Here is a 26,654-nt window from a genome sequence, read left to right as displayed (position 1 = left end):
TCTTATGACTAGAACAATGAGAGTTGATTGGATTCAGGCAACCCGCGGAAGCAACCCATTGTGCTTAACATTTCAATCACCGTTTTGGAAGCTTTGGAACGATTCTGGAAGTCCTCAATAGATAAGAAATCCCCATCATCCTTAGCAGCCGCAATGTTTTTAGCCGCATTTTCACCAATACCTGACATCGCTGCAAACGGTGGAATTAATGAATTGCCATCAATGATAAACTTCGTTGCATCGGAACGGTAGATATCAATCGGTTTGAAACTAAAGCCGCGTGACGTCATTTCCAGTGACATTTCAAGAATTGAAACCATGGCTTTCTCTTTCGGCAGTGCTTGGAAACCTTTCGCTTCAATCTCTACCAGTTGTCTGAGAATCGCATCATATCCTTGGCAAAGCAGTTCAAGATCAAAATCAGCTGCGCGGACACTAAAGTAAGTAGCATAGTAAGCTATAGGATGATACACCTTGAAATAAGCAGTACGAACGGCGGAGATAACGTAAGCTGCAGCATGCGCTTTTGGAAACATATACTCAATCCGTTCGCAGGATTCAATATACCAAGCGGGAACATTACAGCGTTTCATCTCTTCTTTCCATTCGTCGGTTAGGCCCTTCCCTTTACGCACGCTCTCCGTAATTTTAAAAGCAAGACCAGCATCCATTCCCGCTTTGTAAATCAGATAGAGCATGATATCATCCCGACAGCCAATAACTGTCTTAATGTTACAAATCCCTTTTTTGATAAGCTCTTGCGCATTCCCCAACCAAACACCTGTTCCGTGTGACAATCCTGAAATTTGCAATAAATCGGCGAAAGACGAAGGCTGTGTTTCTTGAAGCATCTGACGAACGAATTTGGTCCCCATTTCGGGAACACCGTACGTAGCCACCGGAGAACGAATTTGATCAGGCCTTACGCCTATTGCTTCCGTAGAATTGAAGATACTCATAGCCTTGGTGTCGTTCATTGGAATCGTTGTTGGATCGATGCCCGTCAAATCCTGAAGCATTCTCATCATCGTCGGATCGTCGTGCCCCAGAATATCTAATTTGAGCAAGTTCGCATCGAAAGCATGATAGTCAAAATGTGTCGTCATCCATTCTGAATTTTTATCATCTGCAGGGAATTGAACCGGTGTAATATCATCAACCTCAATGTAATCAGGAACAACAACAATACCGCCTGGATGCTGCCCAGTACTTCTTTTGACCCCCGTACAGCCTGATGCCAACCGAGCAATTTCTGCACCGCGCCATTTCTGACCTTGTTCTTCTTCATATTTCTTTACGAATCCGAAAGCCGTTTTCTCAGCAACAGTTCCGATTGTCCCTGCCCGAAATACATTCTTAGGTCCAAAGATCTCTTTCGTGAAGTTATGCGCAACCGGCTGATAGACCCCAGAGAAGTTCAAATCGATATCGGGAACCTTGTCCCCTTTAAATCCTAAGAAAGTTTCAAACGGAATGTCATGCCCATCCCCTTTTAAATTCCCGCCGCAGGAAGGACAAACTTTGTTCGGCAAATCGAAACCACTCGGAACGCTACCGTCTAGGAACCATTCGCTGTGCCTGCAAGAAAGACATATATAGTGAGGTGGCAATGGATTAACTTCCGAAATCCCTAACATCATGGCAACGACAGAGGAACCAACGGATCCCCGAGAACCTACCAGATAGCCATCCGCATTCGATTTTTTCACGAGACGTTCCGATATCAAATAGTTGGCAGAGAATCCGAATTTAATAATCGGAACAAGTTCTTTCTCTAGTCGCGCAATAATGACTTCGGGAAGCTCTTCCCCATACATACTTTTCGCCGTATCATAACAAGTTGTTCGAATTTCTTCGTCTGCACCTTCGATAATAGGCGTGAATAGCTTGTCTGGGAAAAGTTCGATAGATTCAAATCGATCTGCAAGATCATTCGTACTGCGAATGACAACTTCAATCGCCTTTTCTTCACCCAAAAATTTAAACTCTTCGAGCATTTCTTTCGTTGTACGGAAATGTGCGTCAGGCTTCTTCACTGCTTTCAGTGGACTAAAGCCTGTAATCCCATTGATCGTAATATCCCGACACATTTTCTCACGCGGATTCAAATAATGAACGTTCCCAGTCGCGATGACCGGCTTACCCGTTTTATATCCGATTTCACAAACACGACGAACAGCATCCTCTAGATCTTCTTTAGAACCAACTAAGCCTTTTTCTACGAGATGCATATTATAGCTAACTGGTTGAATTTCGAGAATATCGTAAAACTCCGAAACTTGCTCAGCCTCTTCAATCGTTTTGTTCAAGACCGCTTCGAAGAACTCCCCTTTTTCGCAACCTGAGGTTACAAGAAGTCCATCTCTATGTTCGACCAATACACTTTTGGGTATAGTCGCAGCTCTCTGTAGATAGGTTGTATGTGACAATGAGATCAGTTTAAATAAATTTTTCTTTCCAACTGGGTTGAGTGCGTAAATACAACAATGAAAAGGCCGTTGATTCGAAAGGTCTTTCCCCACATAATCGTTTAGTTTAGCTAAACTCGTAATTTGACGATCATTAGCCTCATTAATTAAATGATATAGCACATGTCCAAGAGCAATCGAGTCATCGATCGCACGGTGATGATTATCAAGTCCAACTTTAAACTTATCAGATAAAGTATTTAATCGATGATTTTTCATGGATGGGAAAAGAAATCTAGCAAGTTCTAACGTATCAAGAACAGCATTCGTAACTTCTGGAAGGTTCATGCGCTTTAAATTAGCTTGAAGAAAGCCCATATCAAATCGCGCGTTATGTGCGACAAGCACACAGTCTCCAATAAACTCAACAAACTTAGGCAACTCGTCCTCAATATCGGGGGCATCCTTCACCATATCGTCATTGATATTCGTTAACTGCTGAATGTTATATGGAATTTTCTCATGCGGATTGATGAATGTGGCGAAACGATCAATTTCTTTGCCATCTTGCATTTTCACACCAGCAAGCTCAATGATGCGATTATTGATAACAGATAGTCCTGTCGTCTCCACGTCGAAAATAACATACGTCGTTTGCTTTAAATCAAGATCTCGTCCATTCATAACAATAGGAACCGAATCATTAACTACATTCGCTTCAACACCATAAATCACTTTAATCCCATGCTTTTTGGCCGCTTTTCCGGCATCAGGAAAACATTGAATATTGCTATGGTCTGTAACAGCGATCGCTTTATGACCCCATTTGGCCGCCATTTTCACATATTGATCTATCGGTGTCAGTGCGTCCATCGTGCTCATCGTCGTGTGCAAATGAAACTCTACTCGCTTCTCAGCAGCGTCATCCATACGATCCCTTGGTGCCATCACTTCGTATAGATCATTCGGAATCATCACCAGCTCAGGAATTTGCATGAAACGATCATACTCAACTTTTCCTCTTGCTCTAATCCAAGTCCCATTGGCAAGAAGACTCATGATCTTCACATCGTCCTTGGTCTTCGCAAAAACTTTCATAGCTAGTGAATCGCTGAAATCCGTAATATTAAAAGTAAATAACGTATTACCATTTCTCAATTCTTTGACATCCAAGCCAAATACCGTACCTTGTACAGCGATTTTCTTCTCTTCTTCTTGGATATCCTTAAGTGGCGTAGGAACTTCTTTTATATCAATGCCCATGACTAGTTTCAGATCACCCTCAGGCAAGGATGACTCTTCTTCTTCCATGTCAATGGACATCATGATTTCTTGTGTATATGATTTTTCACCTTGCTCACGCTGCTTTGCAAACTTCTCATATTCCGCAACGATTTCTGTGGTATCGCTTATTGCATATTTGACAGATAGCTCTGTTTGAAAAAAATTATGAAAAAAATTCCGAATAAACATATCGATATTCTTTTTCTTCGCTAATTCTAGACCTATAGCATCCAACATGATCAACGATAGGGCATTTCCTTGTACTTCGAACCTTGCTTTCGACATCCATCCATTGACAGAGGGAACTTCTCGCTGTAACCATTCCATAAATAATCCCCAATACTCATCAACGAGAGCAGCAGGTTCTGCTTGTTCATATTTCCAAATAAACCGAATTTTTGCAATCTGCGCAAACTTCTCTTGAATCATTTTACAAAATGAACGATAAATAGTCAGAGGCACAAGGTCATTTTTCACCAAATAGAATGTCCAGTCGCGATTTTTCCGACTAATCTCTACTTGATCAATGTAGCCTTCTGTAAAATATGACCGTACAACATCGGCTGGAATCTCGGCTTGCTGCATCAAAAGCTCAAAGCGATTCCGTTTATCAGCCAAATTACTCATGAACAGCCTCCCCATAAAACATACCAAGGGCAATGGAGTTAGACCTCCATATGCCCTTGATTGTAATTAATAGCTTCGACCAAAGACAACTGTATGCTTGGCAGGATCGCCGCATACAAGACAAGTCGATTTGGTTTCGGATGGTGTGAACGGGATATTACGACTTGTTGCTCCTGTTTCTTCCTTCACTTGTGATTCACAAGCGTTAGATCCACACCAGCCAGCCAAGGCAAATCCGCGTTTCGTCTCCAAGAATGTCTTAAACTCATCGATCGTATCTACCGCAATATAATGCTCGTCACGGAATTGCTTCGCTTTATCATACATCTGCTGATGAATCTCAGCAAGTAAATTTTGAACTTCTTGCACGAAGTCAGCCTGTTGAACAATTTTCTTTTCTCCACTTACGCGAGAAACAAGAACAACTACGCCATTTTCCATGTCGCGAGGACCTAACTCTACGCGAATTGGAACGCCGCGCATTTCGTACTCATTGAATTTCCAACCTGGACTTTGATCTGCACGATCATCCACTTTAACGCGAACGCCAGCTTTCTTCAGGTCCGCGAACAACTCGTCTACCCGTCCAATTACTTGTTCACGCGTTTTTGGAGGTCCAATTGGAATCATGATAACTTGCGTAGGTGCAACCTTCGGCGGTAACACTAATCCGCGGTCATCCCCGTGAACCATGATAAGTGCACCAATTAATCGCGTACTAACTCCCCATGAAGTTGTATGTGCAAATTGGTGTTGATTCTCACGATCTAAGAATTTGATATCAAAGGCAACTGCGAAATTCGTTCCAAGGTAATGTGAAGTCCCGGCTTGAACAGCTTTACCATCCTTCATCATGGCTTCAATGGAGAACGTATCAATGGCACCAGCAAACTTCTCGGAAGGCGTTTTTTGACCCACAATTACAGGAATCGCTAGGAAATCTTCTGCAAATTGACGATAGACATCCAGCATTTGCATCGTTTCGCGTCGAGCATCTTGCTCGTCTTCATGCGCAGTATGACCCTCTTGCCATAAAAACTCAGTTGTACGTAGGAACGGCAACGTGCGCTTCTCCCAACGAACTACGTTTGCCCATTGATTGATTAATAAAGGTAGATCACGATAGGAGTTAATCCATTCGGCATACATATGTCCGATCATCGTTTCGGATGTTGGACGGATAGCCAAACGCTCCTCTAGCTTCTCCCCACCTGCCTCAGTGACCCAAGGAAGTTCTGGATTAAAGCCCTCGACATGTTCTTTTTCCTTTTGGAAAAAGCTCTCTGGGATAAATAACGGGAAGTACGCGTTGCGATGACCCGTTTCTTTAAATTTGCTGTCCAACTCACGTTGAATATTTTCCCAAATTTCATAACCATCCGGTTTGAACACGATACACCCACGAACCGGGGAGTAGCTCATTAAATCTGCTTTCTTAATAACATCTATATACCAGCGGGAGAAATCTTCTCCTTGTGGTGTAATTTCTTTAACAAATTGCTTATCGTTTGACATAAACCCTCCCACAGATTAGGACTAACCCTTAATCAATCGTAAAATATCATTGTATGTAACAGCAACCATCAACAGCATCAGAAGTGCAAAACCAACAAAATGAACCATACTCTCACGGTTCGGGTCTATCGGCTTACCTCTCAATGCTTCTAAGCCCATGAAAAGCAGACGACTTCCGTCTAGCGCAGGGATTGGCAATAAATTAAAAATACCTAGGTATAAACTTAGTGTGGCAGCCCATGAAATTAAGTAAGTCAGTCCCATTTTAGCAAACTCAGCAGACACTTGAGCAGTTCTCACAGGCCCACCGAGATCATCTAATTTGAACTGAAGCATAACGAGTTTCTGCAAACCGGTTACGATTCCTATGGTAGTACCTACTACCTGATCATAGGTCCCTGTAAATACTTCACCCAAAGTTGCACTTCTCCGGTCACCGCTAATGACAACACCAAGCTTCCCAGCTCCTGCTTCCATTTCTGGCGTTACTTGAAGTGTAATTGGATTCCCTGCACGATCGATCACCCATGTCATTGGCTTACCAGCAGAAGATTGTATCGAAGTAACTAGTTTCTCCCGATCATCCCCGATAGGCTGCTTATCAATGGACATAATGATGTCGCCTTTCTGAAGGCCTGACTTCTCACCTGCTTTACCTGCAAGAACAGAATCCAGCTTCACATTCGTGAATACACCAGACATGATCACCACAATGAAGAACAAAACAATCGCCAGAATAAAATTCATCACGGGTCCCATAACGATAGCAATGGCACGTTTCCCTACGGATTTCGAGCCGAATTGACGATCATATGGAGCGATTTGGGTTTCGGTTCCCTTCGTCACCATCATGGCTTGAGGATCAATCGGATACGTCACTTTCTCACCGTCGACATCCAGGGATAAGCGAAGTGCTCGCTCTAAATCAATTTGTTCTACGACACCGATGATGACGTTTGAACGACGATCTAATTGATCTAGATATAAGAATGTAACTTCATTCTGTTTGTTTAATTTAATTGCAACCGTTTGTCCAGGATTAACTTGAACGATTTCCGGGTCTTCACCTGCCATGCGAACGAATCCACCAATCGGTAAAATCCGTAACGTATAACGGGTCTCCCCTTTTTTATATGAAAATATTTTGGGACCGAAGCCAATCGCAAATTCACGAACTAAAATACCTGCACGTTTTGCAAAGTAAAAATGACCCCATTCATGAATCGTAACTAGAACGAAAAACAGCAGAATTACCTTTAAACCAACTTCAATAGCCGACAAGTCGTATTTCCTCCTTCGGGTTTTCTTTCAGAAAACTACCTTATGTAGCAATGACCCGGCGCTTACGGTAAATGAGTCTACCTTCTAAGCATCTACTTCAGATCAGCTGTTCTTGTTCTTAGATTACCACTATTGAACGGCTGAATACAAGCTATGCCCGTACAGGTCATTAAACGAACTAAGTGAAATATATAGACTTTACTTTACAACCTCAGTGTCGGAAATTGAAAAGAAGAGCTGAGCCATGCAAGCTGACCTCATCTCTTCCTGACATTTAGAAACGGATAGACGCTGCAAACGATCTAGCCCATTGATCTTGTTCGTGAATAACTTCAATTGTAGGATTAGCATATGATTCATGTTTTTGCAAAGAAGCTTCGATAATATCCTCAATTTGTAGAAATGAAATGTCACCCTTAAGGAAACGAGCCACCGCAATTTCATTAGCAGCATTATACACAGTAGGCGTAATTCCACCTTGTTTACCACTTTCAAACGCCATGCGCAAGCAAGGGAATCGTGTATAATCCATCTCACGGAAATGAAGTTTACCGATTGCGGCTAGGTCTAATCTTGTTGTTGGTGTTGGATAGCGATCTGGATACGTTAACGCATACTGGATGGGAACCCTCATATCCGGATTACCTAACTGAGCGATAACACTATGATCAACAAATTCAACGTAAGAGTGAATGACACTTTCCGGATGAAGCAACACTTTGATATCCTCATATGCTAACCCGAAAAGCCAGTGCGCTTCCATTACTTCAAGACCTTTATTCACCATTGTTGCAGAGTCAATCGTAATTTTGGCACCCATCGACCAATTCGGATGCTTTAGTGCATCCTCCACGGTAACACCTACTAATTGTTCACGCGTACGATCGCGGAATGAGCCACCTGAAGCTGTAATCGTGATTTGAGCAATTTGAGAACGCTTCTCACCATTCAAACATTGAAAAATCGCAGAATGCTCGCTATCTATAGGTAATAAGGCAACACCTTTTCGAGAAGCGGCTTCAGTTACAATGTGACCTGCACTTACTAAGGTCTCCTTGTTGGCTAGTCCAATATCTTTACCTGCTTCAATCGCGGCCAAAGTTGGTCTTAATCCTTGACTCCCCACCAATGCACTTACAAGCAAGTCCGCATCTGTCGCAGCAGCGACCTCCAACAACCCAGCTTCACCATAAAGAACCTTAATGTTTGATGGTATTTGCCTAGCAACATTTTCAGCTAATTCCTTCGTAGCAACAGAAACGAGCTTAGGTCGAAATTGGTTAGCCTGCTCAATGACAAGATCACTGTTATACCCTGCTGATATTGCCTCGACCTGAAACTTTTCTGGCGAATGCTGTACAAGATCCAAGGTTTGAGTCCCAATGGAACCTGTCGATCCCAAGATGGCAATTTTCTTCATATGTTCACCCCAGCTTATGAAAATTAGTTAGGAATCAAATTGAGCAAATAGATAAAGGGGAAAACAATTAACCAACTATCCATCCGATCGAGTACACCACCATGACCTGGCAGCAAAGTTCCCGTGTCTTTAATTCCTTTAACACGCTTATAAGCGGATTGAATTAAGTCACCAATTTGTCCTACTACAGCAATAACAAATCCTAACAGGAGTGATTTCCCTACACTTAAGAGATCCGGTGCGTACAAAGCAAAGCATACTGCCAAAATCATCGCAATAACTACTCCGCCTAGCGCTCCTTCAATCGACTTTTTAGGACTTATTTGAGGCCATAGCGGGTGCTTGCCTAACTTCGAACCGACAAAATAAGCACCTGCATCAGAAGCCCAAATACAAACAAACACCATGATCGACCAAAACAATCCATTATCCGCCAAACGTGCCTCTATCATATAGTTGAAGCCAAATCCAATATAAACAACGCCTAGTAAAATCACAGATACTTGATCAATCGTTATTTTATTCTTGGAAGCTACTGTTATGAAAAGCAACAAAAACATAGCAAACCAAATAACAGTTGTAAACGAAATTGTCCATGTTATACCTAACAACCCCCAAGGGATCGTTAAACATAAAAGTACTATAAGTCCAGCAATAGCTGTTAGTTTAAATGGCATATACCCATTCATTTGTAAATACTCGCGGTATCCAATAATTGAACAGAGTACGATTAATCCTGCATACCACAAATCACCAAGTACTAGAAGAGTAATGAATGCAAGACCTGCTATGACGCCAGTTATGATCCTTTGTTTCAAGTTGAATCCCCCTAGATGAACAACGTTTATCTCTAAGTCATCCTTTTTAGTGAAAAACGATTACACAATCAGATGTTAAATACCACCGTATCTTCTCCCGCGGCGCTGATATTCAGCAATGGCTTGCATAAATAAGTCCTCTGTGAATTCTGGCCAATAGGCATCAGTGAACCATAATTCCGAATACGCTAATTGCCATAGTAAAAAGTTGCTTAATCGTAATTCTCCACTCGTACGAATCAACAAATCGGGGTCAGGCAAATCCGCCGTTAACATATAGGATGAAAAGAGTGATTCATTCAAATCATCCGGGTTTAAGTTCCCGTTTTGCAAGTCCTTCATCATATCCTGAACACCTGCAATGATTTCCTTACGTCCGCCATAATTTAAAGCAAAATTCAAAATAAGACCCGTGTTCTCTTTCGTTCGCTCGATCGCACCTTCTATAGCTTTCAGCGTATAGTCAGGTAGACCATCTCTCCAACCGGTCATTCGAATACGCACATTGTTCTGAATTAATTCTTCAATTTCCAAAGGGAAAAACTCTTGAGGAAGCTTCATTAGGAACTCGACTTCTTCTTTGGGGCGTTTCCAATTTTCAGTTGAAAAAGCATACATGGTAAGTACTTTGACACCAATATCATTGGCTGCCATTGTAATCTTCTTTACATTTTTCATGCCCGAATGATGACCTGCTACGCGAGGCAAGCCTCGTTGTTTGGCCCATCGACCATTTCCATCCATAATTATCGCAACGTGCGCAGGTACTTTGTCCAACTCTATATCCGCTGCTGTTGCATCTACTTGCTTCCGTGTTGGATTAAACCATTTCTTAAATAGCTTGAGCACAGTTGTTCCTCCCAACTAGGGAAAGATGAAAAACCCCCAGCAAATGAATACCCGGGGGCATATCTATCTTATACTTCCATGATTTCTTTTTCTTTAGCAGCCAAAACTTTCTCAACTTCAGCTACGAATTTATCAGTAAATTTCTGAATGTCCTCTTGATGCTTGCGGGACTCATCCTCAGAAATACCTGCTTTCTCAAGCTTTTTAATTTCGTCATTCGCATCACGGCGAATATTACGAATTGCAATTTTGGCTTCTTCGCCAAATTTCTTCGTCATTTTAACCAAGTCAGCACGACGCTCTTCTGTTAATGCAGGAATAACAATACGAATAACAATCCCGTCATTCGAAGGTGTTAAACCTAAATCGGATTTCATAATTGCCTTCTCAATAGAAGACATAGAGCTCTTATCCCATGGTTGAATGAGAAGGGTACGTGAATCTGGTGTTGTCAAATTTGCTAATTGATTAACAGGCGTCATTGCACCATAGTATTCCACTTGAATGCGATCTAATAACGATGGCGTTACACGCCCCGCGCGAAGAGAAGTCAAATCTCTTCTTAGCGCTCCAATTGCTTTGTCCATCCGATCTTCTGCGTTCTTCTTCACTGATTGAGGCATGGTTTATACGCTCCCTTTAACTGTAGTCCCAATTTTATCGCCAAGGACCACTCGTTTGATATTCCCTTTTTCCGTGATGTTAAATACAACCAACGGAATGTTGTTATCCATACAAAGGGAAGATGCAGTGGAGTCCATGACACCAAGGTTGTTGCTTATAACTTCCATATAGGTTAACGTTTCGAATTTCTTCGCTGTTGGATCTTTGAATGGATCAGCTGAATAGACGCCATCCACTTTATTTTTGGCCATAAGAATAACTTCTGCTTCAATCTCTGCAGCTCTCAAGGCAGCCGTCGTATCCGTCGAGAAATATGGATTACCTGTTCCCGCAGCAAAAATAACAACTCTACCCTTTTCAAGATGGCGCATAGCTCTCCTACGTATGTAAGGTTCAGCAACTTGTTGCATAGTAATGGAGGACTGGACTCTTGTTGGTACCTCTAGGTTTTCCAATGCATCCTGCAAAGCAAGTGAATTCATGACAGTAGCCAGCATCCCCATGTAATCCGCTGTTGCACGATCCATTCCTTTCTCACTACCTGCGATTCCGCGCCAGATATTCCCGCCGCCAACAACGATAGCAACTTCCACATTTAACTCTACAACATCCTTCACTTGTTGAGCAATGGAGGTAATCACTTCTGAATCAATACCATATCCCTGCTGTCCGGCTAAAGCTTCGCCGCTCAATTTAAGCACTATTCTTTTATAAAAAGGTTGACCCAACTTGTATGACCTCCGTTTCCATGCATAACTCCATGTCTTTAAGGGCTAAAAAAGAAGGAACACCAAGTGTTCCAACTTTTTAAATGCCTATTATAGTTTAACTTGGGACATAACTTCTTCCGCAAAGTTTTCTTGTTTTTTCTCAAGACCTTCACCAAGTCCGAAACGAACGAAACGACGAATGGAGATGTTCTCGCCGATAGCAGCGATTTTCTCGTTCAACAATTGGTCGATTGTTTTGTCTGGATCTTTAATGAATGCTTGCTCCATTAAGCAGAACTCTTCGTAGTATTTACCAATACGTCCTTCAACCATTTTGTCGATGATTTTCTCAGGTTTGCCTTCGTTCAAAGCTTGGTTACGAAGAATTTCTTTTTCTTTTTCCAAAGCTTCTGTTGGAACTTCTTCACGACGAACATACGATGGGTTTGCTGCTGCGATATGCATAGCAATGTCTCTGCAGAACGTTCTGAATTGCTCTGTTTTACCAACGAAGTCAGTTTCACAGTTAATCTCAACAAGAACGCCAACTTTACCACCAGCGTGGATGTAAGATTCTACAGCGCCTTCTGTAGCAATACGTCCAGCTTTGTTAGCTGCTGCAGAAAGACCTTTCTCACGAAGAAGTTCGCCCGCTTTTGTGATATCGCCGTTTGCTTCTTCAAGTGCTTTTTTGCAATCTAACATACCTGCACCTGTTTTTTCACGTAACTCTTTTACTTGTGCTGCTGTAACTGCCATTAGAAGAAACCTCCTGTTAAATGTTTATTTTTATATGTAACACTAGTTTATTCTTTAAAAAAAGGGTGGTGACAGGCTGTTACACCTTCCAACCACCCTTTTCACATTGCTATAATTTAAGCTGTTGTTTGCTCGCCTTGGTGTGCTTCGATAACGGCATCAGCAATTTTCGCTGTCAACAATTTAACTGCGCGAATCGCATCATCGTTACCTGGAATCACGTAATCAATTTCGTCTGGATCGCAGTTTGTATCAACGATACCAACGATTGGGATACCCAATTTACGAGCTTCTGCTACAGCAATACGCTCTTTGCGAGGATCGATAATGAAAAGTGCACTTGGCAAACCTTTCATGTTCTTGATTCCGCCTAGGAATTTCTCAAGACGCTCTTTCTCTTTGCGAAGGATGATAACTTCTTTCTTAGGAAGAACTTCGAAAGTGCCGTCCTCTTCCCATCTTTCAAGAGTTTTCAAGCGATCGATACGTTTTTGAATTGTTTGGAAGTTAGTCAATGTACCACCCAACCAACGTTGGTTGATGAAGTACATGCCACAACGTTCTGCTTCTTCAGCAACGGAATCTTGGGCTTGTTTCTTAGTTCCTACGAAAAGGATTGTACCATTGTCTTCGGATACGGATTTAACAAAGTTGTAAGCTTCTTCAACTTTTTTAACCGTTTTTTGAAGATCGATGATGTAAATACCGTTTCTTTCAGTAAAGATATACTTGTCCATTTTCGGGTTCCAACGACGTGTTTGGTGACCGAAATGTACGCCAGCTTCTAAAAGCTGTTTCATGGAGATAACTGCCATCCCCAATCCCTCCTCTAAATGGTTTATTTGGTATCCGCCGCCCCTCGCATCTTTGCATAAAACCTACCGAAGTAAGCACCATTATGCAAATTGACGGGCGTGAGTTTTTAACACCGTGAATAAATATACCACAACTGAAAACAAGGTGCAACCTTTTATCCTGAATGTCATTCTTCCCTTGAATTGGATAGTTTATGTATAAGCAAACAAAAAAAGATCTCTCTAAGAAGATCCTTTAGTCTGAAATTCTATTGCGAAGTAATAAGGTTCGTCACCACAGTCTGCATGTCCATAAAACCTTCAAATACATGATAGCCAACTTGAATCTTCGTGTTTCCGCCTCGTTTATCGAGTTCGGTTACAAACGCCTTGCGATCAGTAATTACACCAGACTTCACAAGAAGCTCTGCAACGGCAGTTGCATCTAAATTAGGTTGGACATAGATGACGATCTTTGAAGATGTAACTGCCGCGGGATCAGTCGATTTAGGCGTTTCTTGCGGCTTCGTCGAAGCTAGCTTATCGGCTTCGTCTTTGACTTTCTTCTGCACAGCAGCATCCAATTCGGCTTGGGTGTACATTTTCACATTTTTCTCAAGCACCAAATAGTATTTAGAGGCCTCTTCCTTGAGCTTCTGAGGATCCATCTCCTCCAAGGATATTCCTGACTTGCTCGGGCTACTTGGACGAATCAGCATCACTTGAAGAAGAATAGCGCCAACAATAATACCTACCCCAATACCAGTAACTAAGGCTCTATTTTTAAACACGGGTCCGTTCCTCCTGTCTTGAAAGTTGAAGGATCAAACTGACCTCGCCTTTATTCATACTAAGCTTTTTGGCAATTGCCTCCACGCTTTTCCCTTGATCGTGTAAAGTAAATAATTCAGAATATCTGCTTTTCATACTTAAGCCCACATAGACTGGCTCCTCAGGAAGAGGATCAGGAGCAGTTTCGATTACATTTACAGATGCAGGAATACCATGATTAGGAGCGTTCAGAGCACTCAGCATCTCCGCCGGAGAAAGAACTGGTGGTTGACTCACATGAAGAGTCGTAAGTTCTTTGGACAGCTCGTGCTTTTGTCGCTCCAAGGTTTCCAAACGGCCTGCTAACTTAGCAAGCTCCACTTCATAATCTTGCTTTGTCTTTGAAAATAGATCAAGCATTGCTTGATTCTGTTCATCCATTTCAGCGGCGAAATGTTCTATCGTATCTTCAATTTCCTGTACTACCGTAGCACTTGCGGATGAAGCCGTCGTTTGTTCCTTCGGTATAAATCTCGCATAAACAATCATCACAAGACCGAGCAGGATGACATAGAGCACCGGCTGCATAACCATAAAGTTCACCTTTTCCTATAGCAAGTTAGAGGGAGAAGTCAATATGATGACCTTTATAGGGATGGTCCGGTTGGTGTTCCGGATCCTTAGTAAGATTATTTAATTGCCCTCTTGTCTTACCTTTACCCATTTGCGTTTTTTTCTGTTCACGACGATCCAAGATATCAGCGCGCCCACTCTCTTCAAGTTTGCTTGCCCGCCCTCGGTCACGTTCCGTTGTTTGTACAGCTTGATTTTCTAAAATCGTTCCATCTTGCCGCGGCTTCTGCATCAATTGATTCTGCTTTATACCAGCCTCATCATTCTTGTGTACAGCGAATTGTAAATCGATGGCTTTGAAACTCATCGTCTACTCCCTCCTCACTTACACATTTGCACTCATGACAATATCGCCTTCACTTAATCGGAATGTCATTCGGTTCGTTGGATCTTTAATAAATTTCGTGTAACGACCAATAACAATTTTGGTACCACCATAAATCGTCGAAATAACTTGAACCTTAGCATTCTCAGAATCCTCAAGAGATTTCTCGATTTCCAAAATCCGTTCCTTGATCGATACTTGTTCGTCCACAGATTGCTTCTTCGTATTATTAAGTTTAATACGCATGGCAAGTTTATCAGGACTGAGCTGGCCTGCAGCAGCTAATTGATCCAATAAAGTAAGCGCTTTATTAGTTTTTTCCATATTCTCACTTAGTGATTTTAGTTGATTACGAAGTTGAATCATTTCATTCCGCAGTTCTGGCAGAACACCGACTTCAATAATAGTTGACGTAGACATTGAATTCCCAATTGTTCTAGCTGTAACGCGTTCTCCAGCTTGAATGGTCCCACCCACAATTAAGCCCTTTGCCCCTAAGCAGCTGACACTTTTACCTGCTCTCACGGTCGAATGCATGATACTTTGCGAAACGATTAGTTCACCAGTAACATCAATGGTGGCATCTTGGATAAAAGAACTCTTCACATTCTTACCAGCTTTGATCAAAGCTTTATTTTGCCCTACAATACCAGCCGAGATTTCAATCGATCCTTCTGCTTCAAGCTCCGCGGCTTCAACACCACCGGTCACACGAATGTCTCCAGCTGCTCGAATTTTGAACCCAGGTAGAACATTCCCTCTAACAACAACTGTACCGATAAAGTCAATGTTACCAATATTATAATCGACATCCCCATTAATCTCGTACACAGGGAATACGTTTATTTTATCTCTATCTGTACGGACCACCATGCCATCGATCGTTGCGTATAGCCCCATCTGATCAGCATCCGTTACAACATTTTTACCTACCTTGAATCTAGCTTCTTTACCTGATTTTGAAAAAAGCGTTTCACCAGTAACAGCACGACCAGGTGTACCGACAGTAGCTAAAAAACGTTGACCAATCAATTGCCCTTTTCTAACATTATGAATGGATACGACTTCTTTATAATTGACCCTGCCGTCTTCCAGCTCCAAGGGTTTTTTTTCGTTGTCATCGAAGTCAAAAGATAATTTAATATATCCATTTTGACCATCTACATGTTTAGTTCCCGTGGCAATTAGCGTCTTTTTAAGAGAAAAAGATTTAGGATTTGCTGCAATTTCTGCTAGCACTACTTGATTAACGCCATGAATAATGCGATTTTTTTGAACCAGATCTAATAATTGCCCAATTGAGACTTTAAACGTATCTTCAGTATTACTGATAAGTAAATGAGCAGATAACTTGTCATCTGACACTGTAATACTTATGAAGAAATCCAAAGGCATGTTCCCTTCGCTCACGGACATACCACCTTTCCATACTTTCAGAATAAGTTTAATTATCTTGAAAAAGCTGATTTTTAAATCGTCCGAGTACACCTTTAAGTCTTAAGATCGCTTTAGAATGCAATTGAGAAATACGCGATGGTGATAAACACATGACCTCTGCAATTTCACTTAATGATAACTCTTCAAAATAAAATAGTGAAACAACAGTTCTTTCTTTTTCTGTCAAGCGATCTATCGCTTTTGCCAATGATTCTTTCAAATAAAACTCGTTTACTTGAGATTCTGGGTTCTTGGCTTTCTCATCCACGATAAGGGACAATCTGGTCTCTGACTCTTCTTCGCGTATGGGGTCATCAATCGAACATATGGTCGTAACAGAGATATCCTGTAACATTTGTTGAAAATCTTGCTCGCTAATTTGTAAAAAAGTACTTATCTCCGAATCTGTAACGGATCGAAGATATTGTTGTTCGAGCTTTTGATAAGCGTCTTCTACTTTTTTAGCTTTTTCTCTAACTGACCTTGGAACCCAATCCCCTTGACGCAAGCCATCAATAATTGACCCGCGAATTCTCCAAGAAGCATACGTTTCAAATTGTAAGCCTCTTGCATAATCAAACTTCTCAATAGCATCAATTAATCCCATAACTCCAAAGCTAGATAAGTCATCTTTAGAGACACTTTTAGGAAGACCAATGGCTAATCTGCCTGAGACATACTCCACTAATGGTAAGTAGTTCTCTATTAGAGCTTGTCTAGCTGCAATAACACCTTGTTCTTTCCACTGTTTCCATAAATCAATATTTGCAAGCTGAACTTGCTTTTGATCGATCATGATTAATGATACACCATCCTTAATCTTCAGACATTCGCCTCAAGGCACCCGCCAGTTGTTCAGGGTCCAAATTATTCTTGGTGACTAGCTTAGGTGGATTCAATGGTGAAAATTGCATATCATTAGATTGTGCATCTTTTGTCTGATTCGTGAGGTTCGACTTCATTAACTGGCGTGTTTCTTCATCCTCATCGGGTGTGCTTAGATCTAAGTTCTGACCAACCCCGGATGAGGAGTTCTCAAGTAATGAATCCTCTAATGAAGAAACAGGTCCAATTAATAACCCTAAGACCCATCTAAATCCAAATGTGACAACGAATAAAATGAGAAAGCTGTATCCTGCTTTGATACAGGATGACAAGAATAAATTATTGCCTATCGATAAGGCAAACGTAAAAATTCCAGCTAACAGAGCTACGATGAGATTAATTCGAATAGTACCAATCATCATTAAATTTCCTTTACTCCTAATTGAACACTACGTATCTGAAGGATCCCTGTCGCACTAAAAAACTCAATCGTGCGGCCATAATTAGCTCCTGTATCCTCTGCCAGAATAGGAATCTTGTAACGATTCAACATTTCTTTACAAGATTCTACATTCCTCGGTCCAATTCTCATCGTATCATTATTTCCGGCAAATGCAAACATTTGAGCACCACCAGCCAGCTTGGCTTCAAGCTTACTTATATTAGCCCCTAGCTTTTCCATTCTCGAAATTAGCTCCGGAATAGCCGTATCTGCGTACTTCGCTATATTCAATGAACCTTCTCGCGCTATTTCAGATGAAGGCAGCATGACATGAGCCATTCCTGCTACTTTTGATCGGCTGTCGTATAGGGTAACACCTACACATGAACCTAATCCCGTTGTCTTCAAAACGCCAATTTGATGAGCAACATTCAAGTCAGCCATACCTACTTTAATTAAGTTTTCTAGCGTCATGGAGAGACTACCCCTAATGCCGAAAAGATTTTACCAAACGATTCCGGATCAGGGATTAAGAAAAAGTGCCCTTGCACTTCATTCTCCCCTTCCAAAAATTTAGTATCAATGAGAAGAGCCTGGTCTCCCATTTGACCAAATTGCAATAAACCATAGCTTAAAATTGCACCAGCCATGTCGATCGCCAGCGCTGGAACCGTCGGCTGCATATTTAAATTCGTAAAATCAGCAAGCGAGGATAAATAAGAACCGGCAAGTATGTTTCCAATTTCATTCAGTGCTGATAATTCTAACTCTGAATACTCTTCATGAGACGTTAAGGATAAACCAACCAAATCATGAAGCATGTTTTTGGCAGCATCCAAATCAAGAATGAAAAACATATTTCCCGGGGCATCCCCTTCAACACGTAAGAAGATGGCAAGTACGACTGTCTCAGCCCCGCCAACACTTTCGCAAATTTCTTCGAAAGGCAACATTCTTACTTTTGGAACCAACATATCGATCGGCTTATCCAGTAAGGTAGAAAGCGCAGTCGCTGCGTGCCCTGCGCCAATATTACCTACTTCCTTAAGCACATCTAATTGAAAATCTTGTAATTGGCTAAAAACGTCCACAAGCTATTCCTCAAATCTTTCAAGCTGCTGAATTTCACTACGATTCAAAACTTGCTCTAGGTTTAGAAGAACTAATAATCGACTCTCGCCTACACGAGCGATTCCATCCAAGTATTTCGCTTTAATGCCACCAACTACTTCTGGTGGTGTGTTGATATTATCTGTATCGACATCAATAACATCATTAGCCGAGTCGACAATCAAACCTACTTCAAATTCAGCCGCAGAAACGATAATAATACGAGTTGCATCCGTACTTGCTACTTCTTCAAGTCCAAATCTAGCGCGTAGATCAATAATTGGGATTACAATACCACGCAAATTAATAACACCTTTAATAAATTCTGGCGCTTTAGGTACGCGTGTCATTGGTTGCATTCTTTCGATCGTTCTAACCTTTTCTACTTCTACACCATACTCTTCCGATCCTAGTGCGAAGACAATTACTTTCTTTTCTTCTCCCATTGTCAAATCCTCCTTAAAGTTTTCGTTAGAAAACTGACTTCGTAAGCATCAGCATTAAACGAATATGGTTTATTTAATCAATGCATTAGGATCAATGATCAAAGCAACTTGTCCATCACCCAGAATGGTTGCTCCTGAAATTGCGAAAATCCCAGTTAAATATTTACCAAGTGTTTTTAACACGATTTCTTGTTGACCAATAAATTCGTCCACCATAAGTGCTACTTGCTTATCGCCTTTACGAACAACAACAATTTCTGTTTCTTCTTCCAAATCCTCGTTATAATCAGGAACTTGAAATAAAGTGCTCAGGGACAATAATGGGATAACCGTTTTGCGATAATCAATCATCTTAGTACCTTGGATGTTGCGGATTTGCGACTTCTGAATGGCTGACGTTTCCACAATGGAGGATAATGGAATCGCATATTTCTCACTGCCCAAACGTACTAACATCGCCGAGATGATGGAAAGTGTCAATGGCAACTGAACGGAAAACTTACTTCCAAAGCCTGGTTTAGAATCTACTTGAACATGTCCGCCAAGCATCTGAATCTTTGTCTTCACGACATCTAAGCCTACACCACGACCAGATATATCTGAAATTTTCTCCGCCGTACTAAATCCTGATGCGAAGAGCAAGTTATACACTTCATGATCTGTTAATTTAGTTGCTTGTTCTGCTGTAACGAGACCATTTTTCAAAGCAGTTTTCAAAACTCTATCTCGATAAATCCCTTTACCGTCTTCTTCGATTTCAATAAAAACATGATTCCCGCTGTGGAATGCGCGAAGTTGGATCGTACCTTGTTCTGGTTTACCAACGGCTAAACGCTCACTGATCGATTCAATTCCGTGATCCACAGCATTTCGCAATAAATGGACTAACGGATCACCGATTTCATCAATAACAGTTCGATCTAATTCAGTATCAGCACCTGTAATCACTAGATCTACTTTTTTGTCTAAAGATTTAGCAAGATCTCTGATCATGCGTGGGAATCGATTGAATACCGAATCTACAGGAACCATGCGGAGCTTCAGAACGATATTTTGCAAATCACTGCTAACACGGGACATATGTTCTACGGTCTCGGTCAAATCATTCCGTTTCACTTCACTCGCTAATTGCTCGAGTCGAACACGATCGATCAACAGTTCACTGAATAAATTCATAAGTGTATCTAAACGCTCAATATCTACACGAATCGTTCGGCTTGCAATTGGTGCTCCACCTGCGGCTGGTTTAGCAGCACCTGGATTCACAGCTGGTTCTGCTTTGGGTGCAGCTACTTCAATTGTAGGCACTGTAGTAGCAACAGCAGCAGCGATTTGTTGACGAGCTGTTTCAATCTCTGCAATCGGTCGGGATAATTCTGCAAGAGATTCTGTATCAACGGTTATAATAACAGCTGAAGCAATTTCAGAAACATTTAAAATTTCTTTCTCAAGCGTTGCTTGATCAACTTTGGAGATAAAGTACAATGAGAACGATCGATCAAACTTCTCTTGCTCAATTTCTTGCACGGAAGGCGTCGACTTAATAATTTCGCCCATTCTTTCCATCGCATCGAATACCATGTAAGCACGTGCAGCTTTTAAGACACAGTTTTCATTGACACTAACTTCGATATAGAAAACTAGAAAGCCTGAATCGATCGACTGTTGAAGAATAGAGTATTGAAACTCATCCACTTCAATGCCTTTAGCTGGTTCTTTTACTGCAACTGTAGTTGTAACAGACGGGCCTTTTTTGTAGTCGCCTGTCACGATGGATCTAAGAGAGGCAACAATTGGACTTACATCCGCTTTACCTGTCCCACCTTGAATGATATCTTCAACCATGGATTCTAAGGAATCCAAGCTTTTAAAAATACAATCAAATATGTAAGGATCCATATCAAGTTTACTATTACGGACAAGGTCAAGCACATTTTCCATGTCATGTGTAAGCGCTGCGATGTCCTCAAACCCCATTGTTGCAGACATCCCTTTTAACGTATGTGCTGAACGAAAAATGTTATGTACAATACTTATATCTTTCGGATTACTTTCTAAATTAAGAAGATTTTCATTCAATGATTGCAAATGCTCTTTGGATTCATCGATAAACATCGATAAATATTGACTAAGTTCCACTACCACACACCTCCGATAGAATCATCCAGTACCCCTTGTTTGCTTCAATTCATTTCATTCTGTACACACCTAGATAAACGAACCGCAATTTCTTGCTGAGGTAATACATGCATTGCAGCTTGATTTTCTACAGCGGCTCTTGGCATCCCATATACGACACAAGTTTCTTCCGCTTCAGCGATCGTTGTGGTTGCCCCCGATTGTTTCAAAGAAAGCATCCCTTTGGCGCCATCACTTCCCATTCCTGTCATCAAAACGACATGTCGTTTTAACTCATTCATGTTTAGTAAGGATTCAAACATCACATCTACTGAGGGTCGATGACCTGAAACAGGTTCATCTTTGGTTAATCGAATTTTGTACGTTCGGTTCGAATCTTTGTGAATAACCATATGCCATCCACCTGGAGCCACATAAGCTGTTGCCGTTTGAAGGACTTCTCCATCAGCAGCTTCAACAACCCTAATTTGAGAAATATCATTCAAACGTTGAGCTAGTGATTTGGTAAAGTTAGGCGGCATATGTTGAACAATTAAAATTGGTGCTGGAAATCCTGCAGGAATATTGGAGATAACTTGATGTAAGGCTCTCGGACCTCCGGTTGAAGTCCCTATGGCTACTACATGACTAAAATGTGTCGTAGTTGGGATAGTCTGACCAACCGAATCGGTTTGTTTCAAATTGTCTTTCAACATCTTAGATCTCAAAGACAAGGGATTAACTTTTACTACAGGTGATTGCACGCTTGCTGGTTGGTTGACACTCATTTTCGAACGTACTGCCATAAGCAATTTCTCATGCAGCAATAGCTTAACTTTATACAAATCCAGAGAGATGGAACCCGATGGCTTTCGAATAAAGTCTACTGCCCCCAACTCCAATGCTCGAATCGTCTCAGAAGCACCCTCTTGCGTTAAGGAGCTCAGCATGATAACGGGAGTTGGCTGCTCTTCCATGATGTGTTTAAGCGCATCCAATCCATTCATAACAGGCATTTCGATATCCATTGTGACAGCATCCGGTCGAAGCAGCTTAACTTGTTCAATTGCATCTTGACCATTCTTAGCAGTACCAATGACTTTAAAATGCGGATTCTCTGAAATTAAATCACTTACTATTTTTCGCATAAAGACGGAGTCATCTACGACAAGAATGTTATATATTGCCAAGCTGCTTCCCCCCTCTATCTGCTTATTCGACACGTTTTTCAAAATTCCTATTTCAAAAGTTTCAACATTTTATTTAAAAAGCTCTTGACACCCGTTGAAGGCGTTTCAATAACACGATACCCCTTAATATAATTGTCGGTAAGTGTTTTGATGCTCTTAGTTGCCGTAGAATACGGAAATGCGATTGAGAAAGGAATTTGCCTTTTCACTGCTTTAGAAACAACCGGATCGTCATCAACAAACCCTAAGGTTGGAATATGAATATTCAGAAATTGTTTAGCTACTAATGAAATTTTGTCCGCTGTCTGCTTGCCTTCTCGCGCATCTGTAACACGATTAATAACTAGTTTAAATGAAACGTCGTGGCCCATTGAATTCACCATTTTAATTATGGCATAGGCATCTGTAATGGATGTCGGTTCAGGAGTCGTAACTACGATGGCTTCTTCAGCCGCAAGTATGAATTTTAGCGTTTCTTTGGATAAGCCTGCACCTGTATCGAAAATGATAAAATCCACATAGCCATTTAATTGCATAACTTGTTCCGCAAAATAATCTAATTCTTCTTCCGTTAATCGCAGTAGGTCATTAAAACCAGATCCACCCGCGATGAACTCCAAATCATTCGATCCCTTTTGGATGATTTCCCAAATCGTCTTATCCTTCTTTAGCAAGTGATATAGACTATACGTTGAAGATACACCCATTAATACATCAATGTTCGCGAGTCCAATATCTGCATCGAATACAAGCACCTTGTAACCCAAAGACTTCAGTGATAAAGCGAAGTTTAGCGTAAAATTGGATTTACCTACACCACCTTTTCCACTGGTTACGGTAATAATCCTGGTTGTTCTTGTGCCTTTATCGCCTTGTGTTTGAACCAGATTCCGCAACCCTTCTGCTTGATCCTTCATGTTCTAGGCTCCTCCAATAACAAATCAATGATTTGCCACTCGTTCATTTCCGCAATATCATCGGGTACACTTTGCCCAGTTGTCACATACGAAAGCTTGAGAGAAAACTCATGAACAACATTCAAAATGGCGCCATAGGAATCCGTTTCATCCATTTTGGTAAAGAGCACTTTGTCCAATTTGAATTTACTAAAATTATTTGTAATCGCTCGTAGATCACGATATTTGGTCGTTAAACTTAGTACGAGTATCGTTTCACTACTCCCTTGTGTCTTCAGTAAAGAATTCAATTCTGAAACATACATTTCGTTACGGAAATTACGTCCTGCCGTATCCATGAAAATGATGTCGCATTCTGCTAGATTTTGAAAAGCTTTCGTCAAATCCTGCGGTGAAAATACAACTTCAAGTGGCACATTTAAAATGGTTGCATATGTTTTCAACTGCTCAATTGCAGCAATCCGATAAGTGTCTGAAGTAATGAACCCAACTTTACGATGGTATTTCAATACTTGCTCCGCGGCCAACTTGGCAATCGTGGTTGTTTTACCAACACCAGTAGGTCCAACAAAATGAACAACGCGAGTTTGTGTAGATATATGCTTACTATGATCCGTTTGTAGAATCTCACCTAATTTCGAACGAACAAGCTGATGAGCTGTTTCTTCTGTAACAGGTTCATCCGCAAGTTGAAAATCCGCCATAACTTCATCCATAATCTGTCGTACAAGTGTTGGGTTCACTTCTTGATCATAGAGTCTTTGCTCAAGCGTTTGTAACGCTTCAGGAAGCTTATCCCCGTCGTTCACTTGTGTAAGCTTCTTCATCATTTCTTTCATTTGTTTGAGTTCATCCATTACTTGGTCATCTTTTACCGACGCTCTCGCTACTGATTGAACAGAAGAAGGTGAATAGGCTTGATGGGCTGCAGGATTCACAACTCTCTCTGGTTGAGGAATGGCACTTACTGCTACTGGCTCGCTCTTCATTGCCACAGGTGCTATTACATCAGGTACATCTGGAAAATCTGATTGAAAACTAGTTTTAAGTGGAGCTACTTGACTATTCACCTTAGGCTGCGGTGGGATTTGAGGCGCTACTCGTTGGGGAGCAGGCGCAGGTTTCGCATTAGCAGCGTCAATTGCGGCAATGACTTCTATTTTCTTCTTTCCAAACATACCAAGAAAACCGCCAGTCCGAATTTCTTTCGTATTCAGAATCACCGCATCCTTGCCAAGATCCGTCCGAATTTTTTGCAAAGCATCTGGCATGGAATCAACAACATATCTTTTTACTCTCATAAATTGACTACCCCCATGCTTTGGATTTCAACGCTAGGCTCTAATTCGCTATACGAAAGTACGGGTATATCTTGCAGTGTTCGTTCTAAAAGCTGTCTAACATACATCCGAATTGTTGGTGAAGTTAAAATGACTGGTTGCTGCCCAGATTGGATTAATTTCGTAACTTGCTCCGTTACACGATGAAAAATAATTTGTGATGATGAAGGATCTAACGCCAAATAGCTACCTTGATCTGATTGTTGCACGGAATCTGCAATTTTCTTCTCCACCGAAGGGCCTACCGTAATAACTTTGAGTGAATCTCCATGTGAAGTAAACTGCTGAGTGATTTGTCTTGATAGTGACTGCCTCACATATTCAGTTAAAATCTCAGGATCTTTCGTGTACGTACCATAATCCGCAAGTGTTTCTAAGATTGTGACCAAGTCACGAACAGATATTTTCTCACGTAGAAGTTTGGATAGAACTTTCTGAATATCTCCAACAGCTAGTACGGAAGGGATTAGATCATCAACAAGCGCAGGATATGACTCTCTTACATTTTCGATAAGCGCCTTCGTTTCCTGACGACCCAGTAGCTCATGAATATGTTTCTTAATAATTTCAGTTAAATGCGTGGCCACAACAGACGGTGGATCTACGACTGTGTAACCAGATAGTTCTGCTCGTTCTTTGTTTACTTCATCAATCCAAATTGCTGGTAAACCGAATGCTGGTTCTGTCGTTTCAATACCTGATATCGAATCATCATCGAAACCTGGACTCATGGCCAGATAGTGATTTAAAAGTAGTTCGCCACGTGCAACTGTATTGCCTTTAATTTTGATGATATACTCATTGGGTCTTAATTGGATATTATCGCGAATTCGAATAACAGGAACTACGACTCCAAGCTCCAATGCACATTGACGACGTATGAGAATAATCCGATCTAATAAGTCACCGCCCTGCTGTGTATCTGCAAGAGGGATTAGTCCATAACCAAACTCAAACTCGATCGGATCAACTTGTAGTAAGGAAATAACACTTTCTGGACTTCGAACTTCCTCAATCTGCTGCTCTTCAACCAATTGCTCTTCTTTAATCGCTTCACGATCCAAATTCTTTTGCATTTTAAATGCGGCATACACCAATAGGCCAGCTATCGGAAACGTCGTAAACCAATGGATCGGAGTGAAGGTACCTAGAACAACTAAAGTACCAGCAACAATATACAACAATTTAGGTTGAGCCGTTAATTGTTTTGTAATATCATGACCTAAATTACCCTCAGATGATGCGCGAGTAACAATGATACCTGCTGCAGTTGAAATTAATAATGCAGGGATTTGGCTGACCAATCCGTCACCAATTGTAAGGATCGAGAACGTTTGCAGCGCCTCTTGAAAATCCATCCCCTTCATGGTCATCCCAATGATAAATCCACCAATTAAATTGATAACAAGGATAATAATCCCGGCAATCGCATCACCTTTGACAAATTTACTGGCACCATCCATGGCTCCATAGAAATCTGCCTCACGTTCAATCTTTTGCCGTCTTTCTCTTGCTTGAACCTCATTGATTAAACCAGCATTCAAATCGGCATCAATACTCATTTGCTTGCCGGGCATTGCGTCTAAGGTAAACCTTGCCGCTACCTCGGCCACGCGCTCAGAACCTTTGGTAATAACGATAAATTGCACTAAGACAAGGATGAGAAACACAACGAATCCCACGACGATATTACCCTGCGCAACAAATGAACCAAAAGTTCTGACCACGTCGCCTGCTTCAGCATGCGCCAAAATATTACGTGTTGTTGACACGTTTAATGCTAATCGAAAGAGTGTTGTAATCAATAGCAAAGAAGGGAAAATCGAGAACTGAAGCGCTTCTTGTGTATTCATAGCAACCAAGATAATCATTAATGCTATGGAAATATTAATAATAAGTAAAAAGTCCAGCAAAGGGATCGGAACAGGTACAATCATCATCAACACGATGCCAATAATACCGACTAAAACTAATAAATCCTTGATTTTCATCAGATTGCACCTCCCTCTAC

General features: G+C 41.3%; 24 protein-coding genes. All 24 read right to left on the bottom strand.

Annotated features, from left to right (window positions below; genetic code table 11):
• Positions 1-8: 8 nt before the first annotated feature.
• The gene (locus tag GC096_RS31380; protein WP_171635842.1) at positions 9-4,319 is read right to left on the bottom strand and encodes a PolC-type DNA polymerase III; all 4,311 of its coding nucleotides are present in this window, start codon (positions 4,317-4,319) and stop codon (positions 9-11) included.
• A 66-nt stretch (positions 4,320-4,385) separates the two neighbouring features.
• Positions 4,386-5,834 (bottom strand): proline--tRNA ligase, encoded by a 1,449-nt coding sequence (gene proS / locus GC096_RS31375; protein ID WP_171635840.1) that lies wholly within the window; start codon positions 5,832-5,834, stop codon positions 4,386-4,388.
• Positions 5,835-5,855: 21 nt separating this feature from the next.
• The gene (rseP, locus tag GC096_RS31370; RefSeq protein ID WP_171635838.1) at positions 5,856-7,115 is read right to left on the bottom strand and encodes an RIP metalloprotease RseP; all 1,260 of its coding nucleotides are present in this window, start codon (positions 7,113-7,115) and stop codon (positions 5,856-5,858) included.
• Between the two features lie 274 nt (positions 7,116-7,389).
• A complete protein-coding gene (locus tag GC096_RS31365) occupies positions 7,390-8,535 on the bottom strand; it encodes a 1-deoxy-D-xylulose-5-phosphate reductoisomerase (protein WP_171635836.1) in 1,146 nt (381 codons plus the stop codon).
• 23 nt (positions 8,536-8,558) lie between these two features.
• Positions 8,559-9,353, bottom strand: a complete 795-nt coding sequence (locus tag GC096_RS31360) for a phosphatidate cytidylyltransferase (RefSeq protein WP_171635834.1) — start codon at positions 9,351-9,353, stop codon at positions 8,559-8,561.
• 75 nt (positions 9,354-9,428) lie between these two features.
• Positions 9,429-10,202, bottom strand: a complete 774-nt coding sequence (uppS, locus tag GC096_RS31355) for an undecaprenyl pyrophosphate synthase (RefSeq protein ID WP_171635832.1) — start codon at positions 10,200-10,202, stop codon at positions 9,429-9,431.
• 68 nt (positions 10,203-10,270) lie between these two features.
• On the bottom strand, positions 10,271-10,825 hold the full coding sequence (gene frr / locus GC096_RS31350) for a ribosome recycling factor (protein ID WP_171635831.1): 555 nt from the start codon (positions 10,823-10,825) through the stop codon (positions 10,271-10,273).
• A 3-nt stretch (positions 10,826-10,828) separates the two neighbouring features.
• Positions 10,829-11,554 carry a UMP kinase gene (gene pyrH / locus GC096_RS31345; RefSeq protein WP_056625013.1) on the bottom strand — a complete coding sequence of 242 codons (726 nt, stop codon included), beginning with the start codon at positions 11,552-11,554 and terminating at the stop codon, positions 10,829-10,831.
• Between the two features lie 90 nt (positions 11,555-11,644).
• Positions 11,645-12,295 carry a translation elongation factor Ts gene (tsf, locus tag GC096_RS31340; protein ID WP_057315674.1) on the bottom strand — a complete coding sequence of 217 codons (651 nt, stop codon included), beginning with the start codon at positions 12,293-12,295 and terminating at the stop codon, positions 11,645-11,647.
• A gap of 116 nt (positions 12,296-12,411) precedes the next feature.
• The gene (gene rpsB, locus GC096_RS31335; protein WP_056625008.1) at positions 12,412-13,110 is read right to left on the bottom strand and encodes a 30S ribosomal protein S2; all 699 of its coding nucleotides are present in this window, start codon (positions 13,108-13,110) and stop codon (positions 12,412-12,414) included.
• A gap of 248 nt (positions 13,111-13,358) precedes the next feature.
• The gene (locus tag GC096_RS31330; protein ID WP_171635829.1) at positions 13,359-13,880 is read right to left on the bottom strand and encodes a hypothetical protein; all 522 of its coding nucleotides are present in this window, start codon (positions 13,878-13,880) and stop codon (positions 13,359-13,361) included.
• Complete coding sequence (locus GC096_RS31325) at positions 13,873-14,454, bottom strand: hypothetical protein (RefSeq protein WP_171635827.1); 582 nt, start codon at positions 14,452-14,454, stop codon at positions 13,873-13,875. The genes GC096_RS31330 and GC096_RS31325 overlap by 8 nt, the downstream gene beginning before the upstream one ends.
• A 25-nt stretch (positions 14,455-14,479) precedes the next feature.
• A complete protein-coding gene (locus GC096_RS31320; protein WP_171635826.1) occupies positions 14,480-14,800 on the bottom strand; it encodes a hypothetical protein in 321 nt (106 codons plus the stop codon).
• 18 nt (positions 14,801-14,818) lie between these two features.
• Complete coding sequence (locus GC096_RS31315) at positions 14,819-16,234, bottom strand: flagellar assembly protein A (protein WP_171635825.1); 1,416 nt, start codon at positions 16,232-16,234, stop codon at positions 14,819-14,821.
• Positions 16,235-16,262: 28 nt separating this feature from the next.
• A complete protein-coding gene (locus GC096_RS31310; protein ID WP_171635824.1) occupies positions 16,263-17,051 on the bottom strand; it encodes a FliA/WhiG family RNA polymerase sigma factor in 789 nt (262 codons plus the stop codon).
• 19 nt (positions 17,052-17,070) lie between these two features.
• The gene (locus tag GC096_RS31305; RefSeq protein WP_171635823.1) at positions 17,071-17,502 is read right to left on the bottom strand and encodes a hypothetical protein; all 432 of its coding nucleotides are present in this window, start codon (positions 17,500-17,502) and stop codon (positions 17,071-17,073) included.
• On the bottom strand, positions 17,502-17,996 hold the full coding sequence (locus tag GC096_RS31300) for a chemotaxis protein CheD (RefSeq protein ID WP_171635822.1): 495 nt from the start codon (positions 17,994-17,996) through the stop codon (positions 17,502-17,504). Before GC096_RS31300 ends, GC096_RS31305 begins: the two co-directional genes overlap by 1 nt.
• Complete coding sequence (locus tag GC096_RS31295) at positions 17,993-18,613, bottom strand: chemotaxis protein CheC (protein WP_171635821.1); 621 nt, start codon at positions 18,611-18,613, stop codon at positions 17,993-17,995. The genes GC096_RS31300 and GC096_RS31295 overlap by 4 nt, the downstream gene beginning before the upstream one ends.
• A gap of 3 nt (positions 18,614-18,616) precedes the next feature.
• On the bottom strand, positions 18,617-19,078 hold the full coding sequence (locus GC096_RS31290; protein WP_057315684.1) for a chemotaxis protein CheW: 462 nt from the start codon (positions 19,076-19,078) through the stop codon (positions 18,617-18,619).
• A 69-nt stretch (positions 19,079-19,147) separates the two neighbouring features.
• Entirely contained in the window at positions 19,148-21,217 is a 2,070-nt protein-coding gene (locus GC096_RS31285) for a chemotaxis protein CheA (RefSeq protein ID WP_171635820.1), read from the bottom strand.
• A gap of 44 nt (positions 21,218-21,261) precedes the next feature.
• Positions 21,262-22,386 (bottom strand): protein-glutamate methylesterase/protein-glutamine glutaminase, encoded by a 1,125-nt coding sequence (locus GC096_RS31280; protein ID WP_171635819.1) that lies wholly within the window; start codon positions 22,384-22,386, stop codon positions 21,262-21,264.
• 47 nt (positions 22,387-22,433) lie between these two features.
• Positions 22,434-23,303 (bottom strand): MinD/ParA family protein, encoded by an 870-nt coding sequence (locus GC096_RS31275; protein WP_171635818.1) that lies wholly within the window; start codon positions 23,301-23,303, stop codon positions 22,434-22,436.
• Positions 23,300-24,604, bottom strand: coding sequence for a flagellar biosynthesis GTPase FlhF (gene flhF / locus GC096_RS31270; RefSeq protein ID WP_171635817.1), 1,305 nt, complete (start codon positions 24,602-24,604; stop codon positions 23,300-23,302). The genes GC096_RS31275 and flhF overlap by 4 nt, the downstream gene beginning before the upstream one ends.
• On the bottom strand, positions 24,601-26,634 hold the full coding sequence (flhA, locus tag GC096_RS31265) for a flagellar biosynthesis protein FlhA (RefSeq protein ID WP_171635816.1): 2,034 nt from the start codon (positions 26,632-26,634) through the stop codon (positions 24,601-24,603). The genes flhF and flhA overlap by 4 nt, the downstream gene beginning before the upstream one ends.
• Positions 26,635-26,654 lie beyond the last annotated feature (20 nt).

It is taken from the genome of Paenibacillus plantarum (genome assembly GCF_013141695.1).
In the GTDB taxonomy this organism is placed as follows: domain Bacteria; phylum Bacillota; class Bacilli; order Paenibacillales; family NBRC-103111; genus Paenibacillus_E; species Paenibacillus_E plantarum.
The sequence above is the reverse complement of the archived record's forward strand: the minus strand, read 5'-3'. Positions and strand labels throughout refer to the sequence as shown.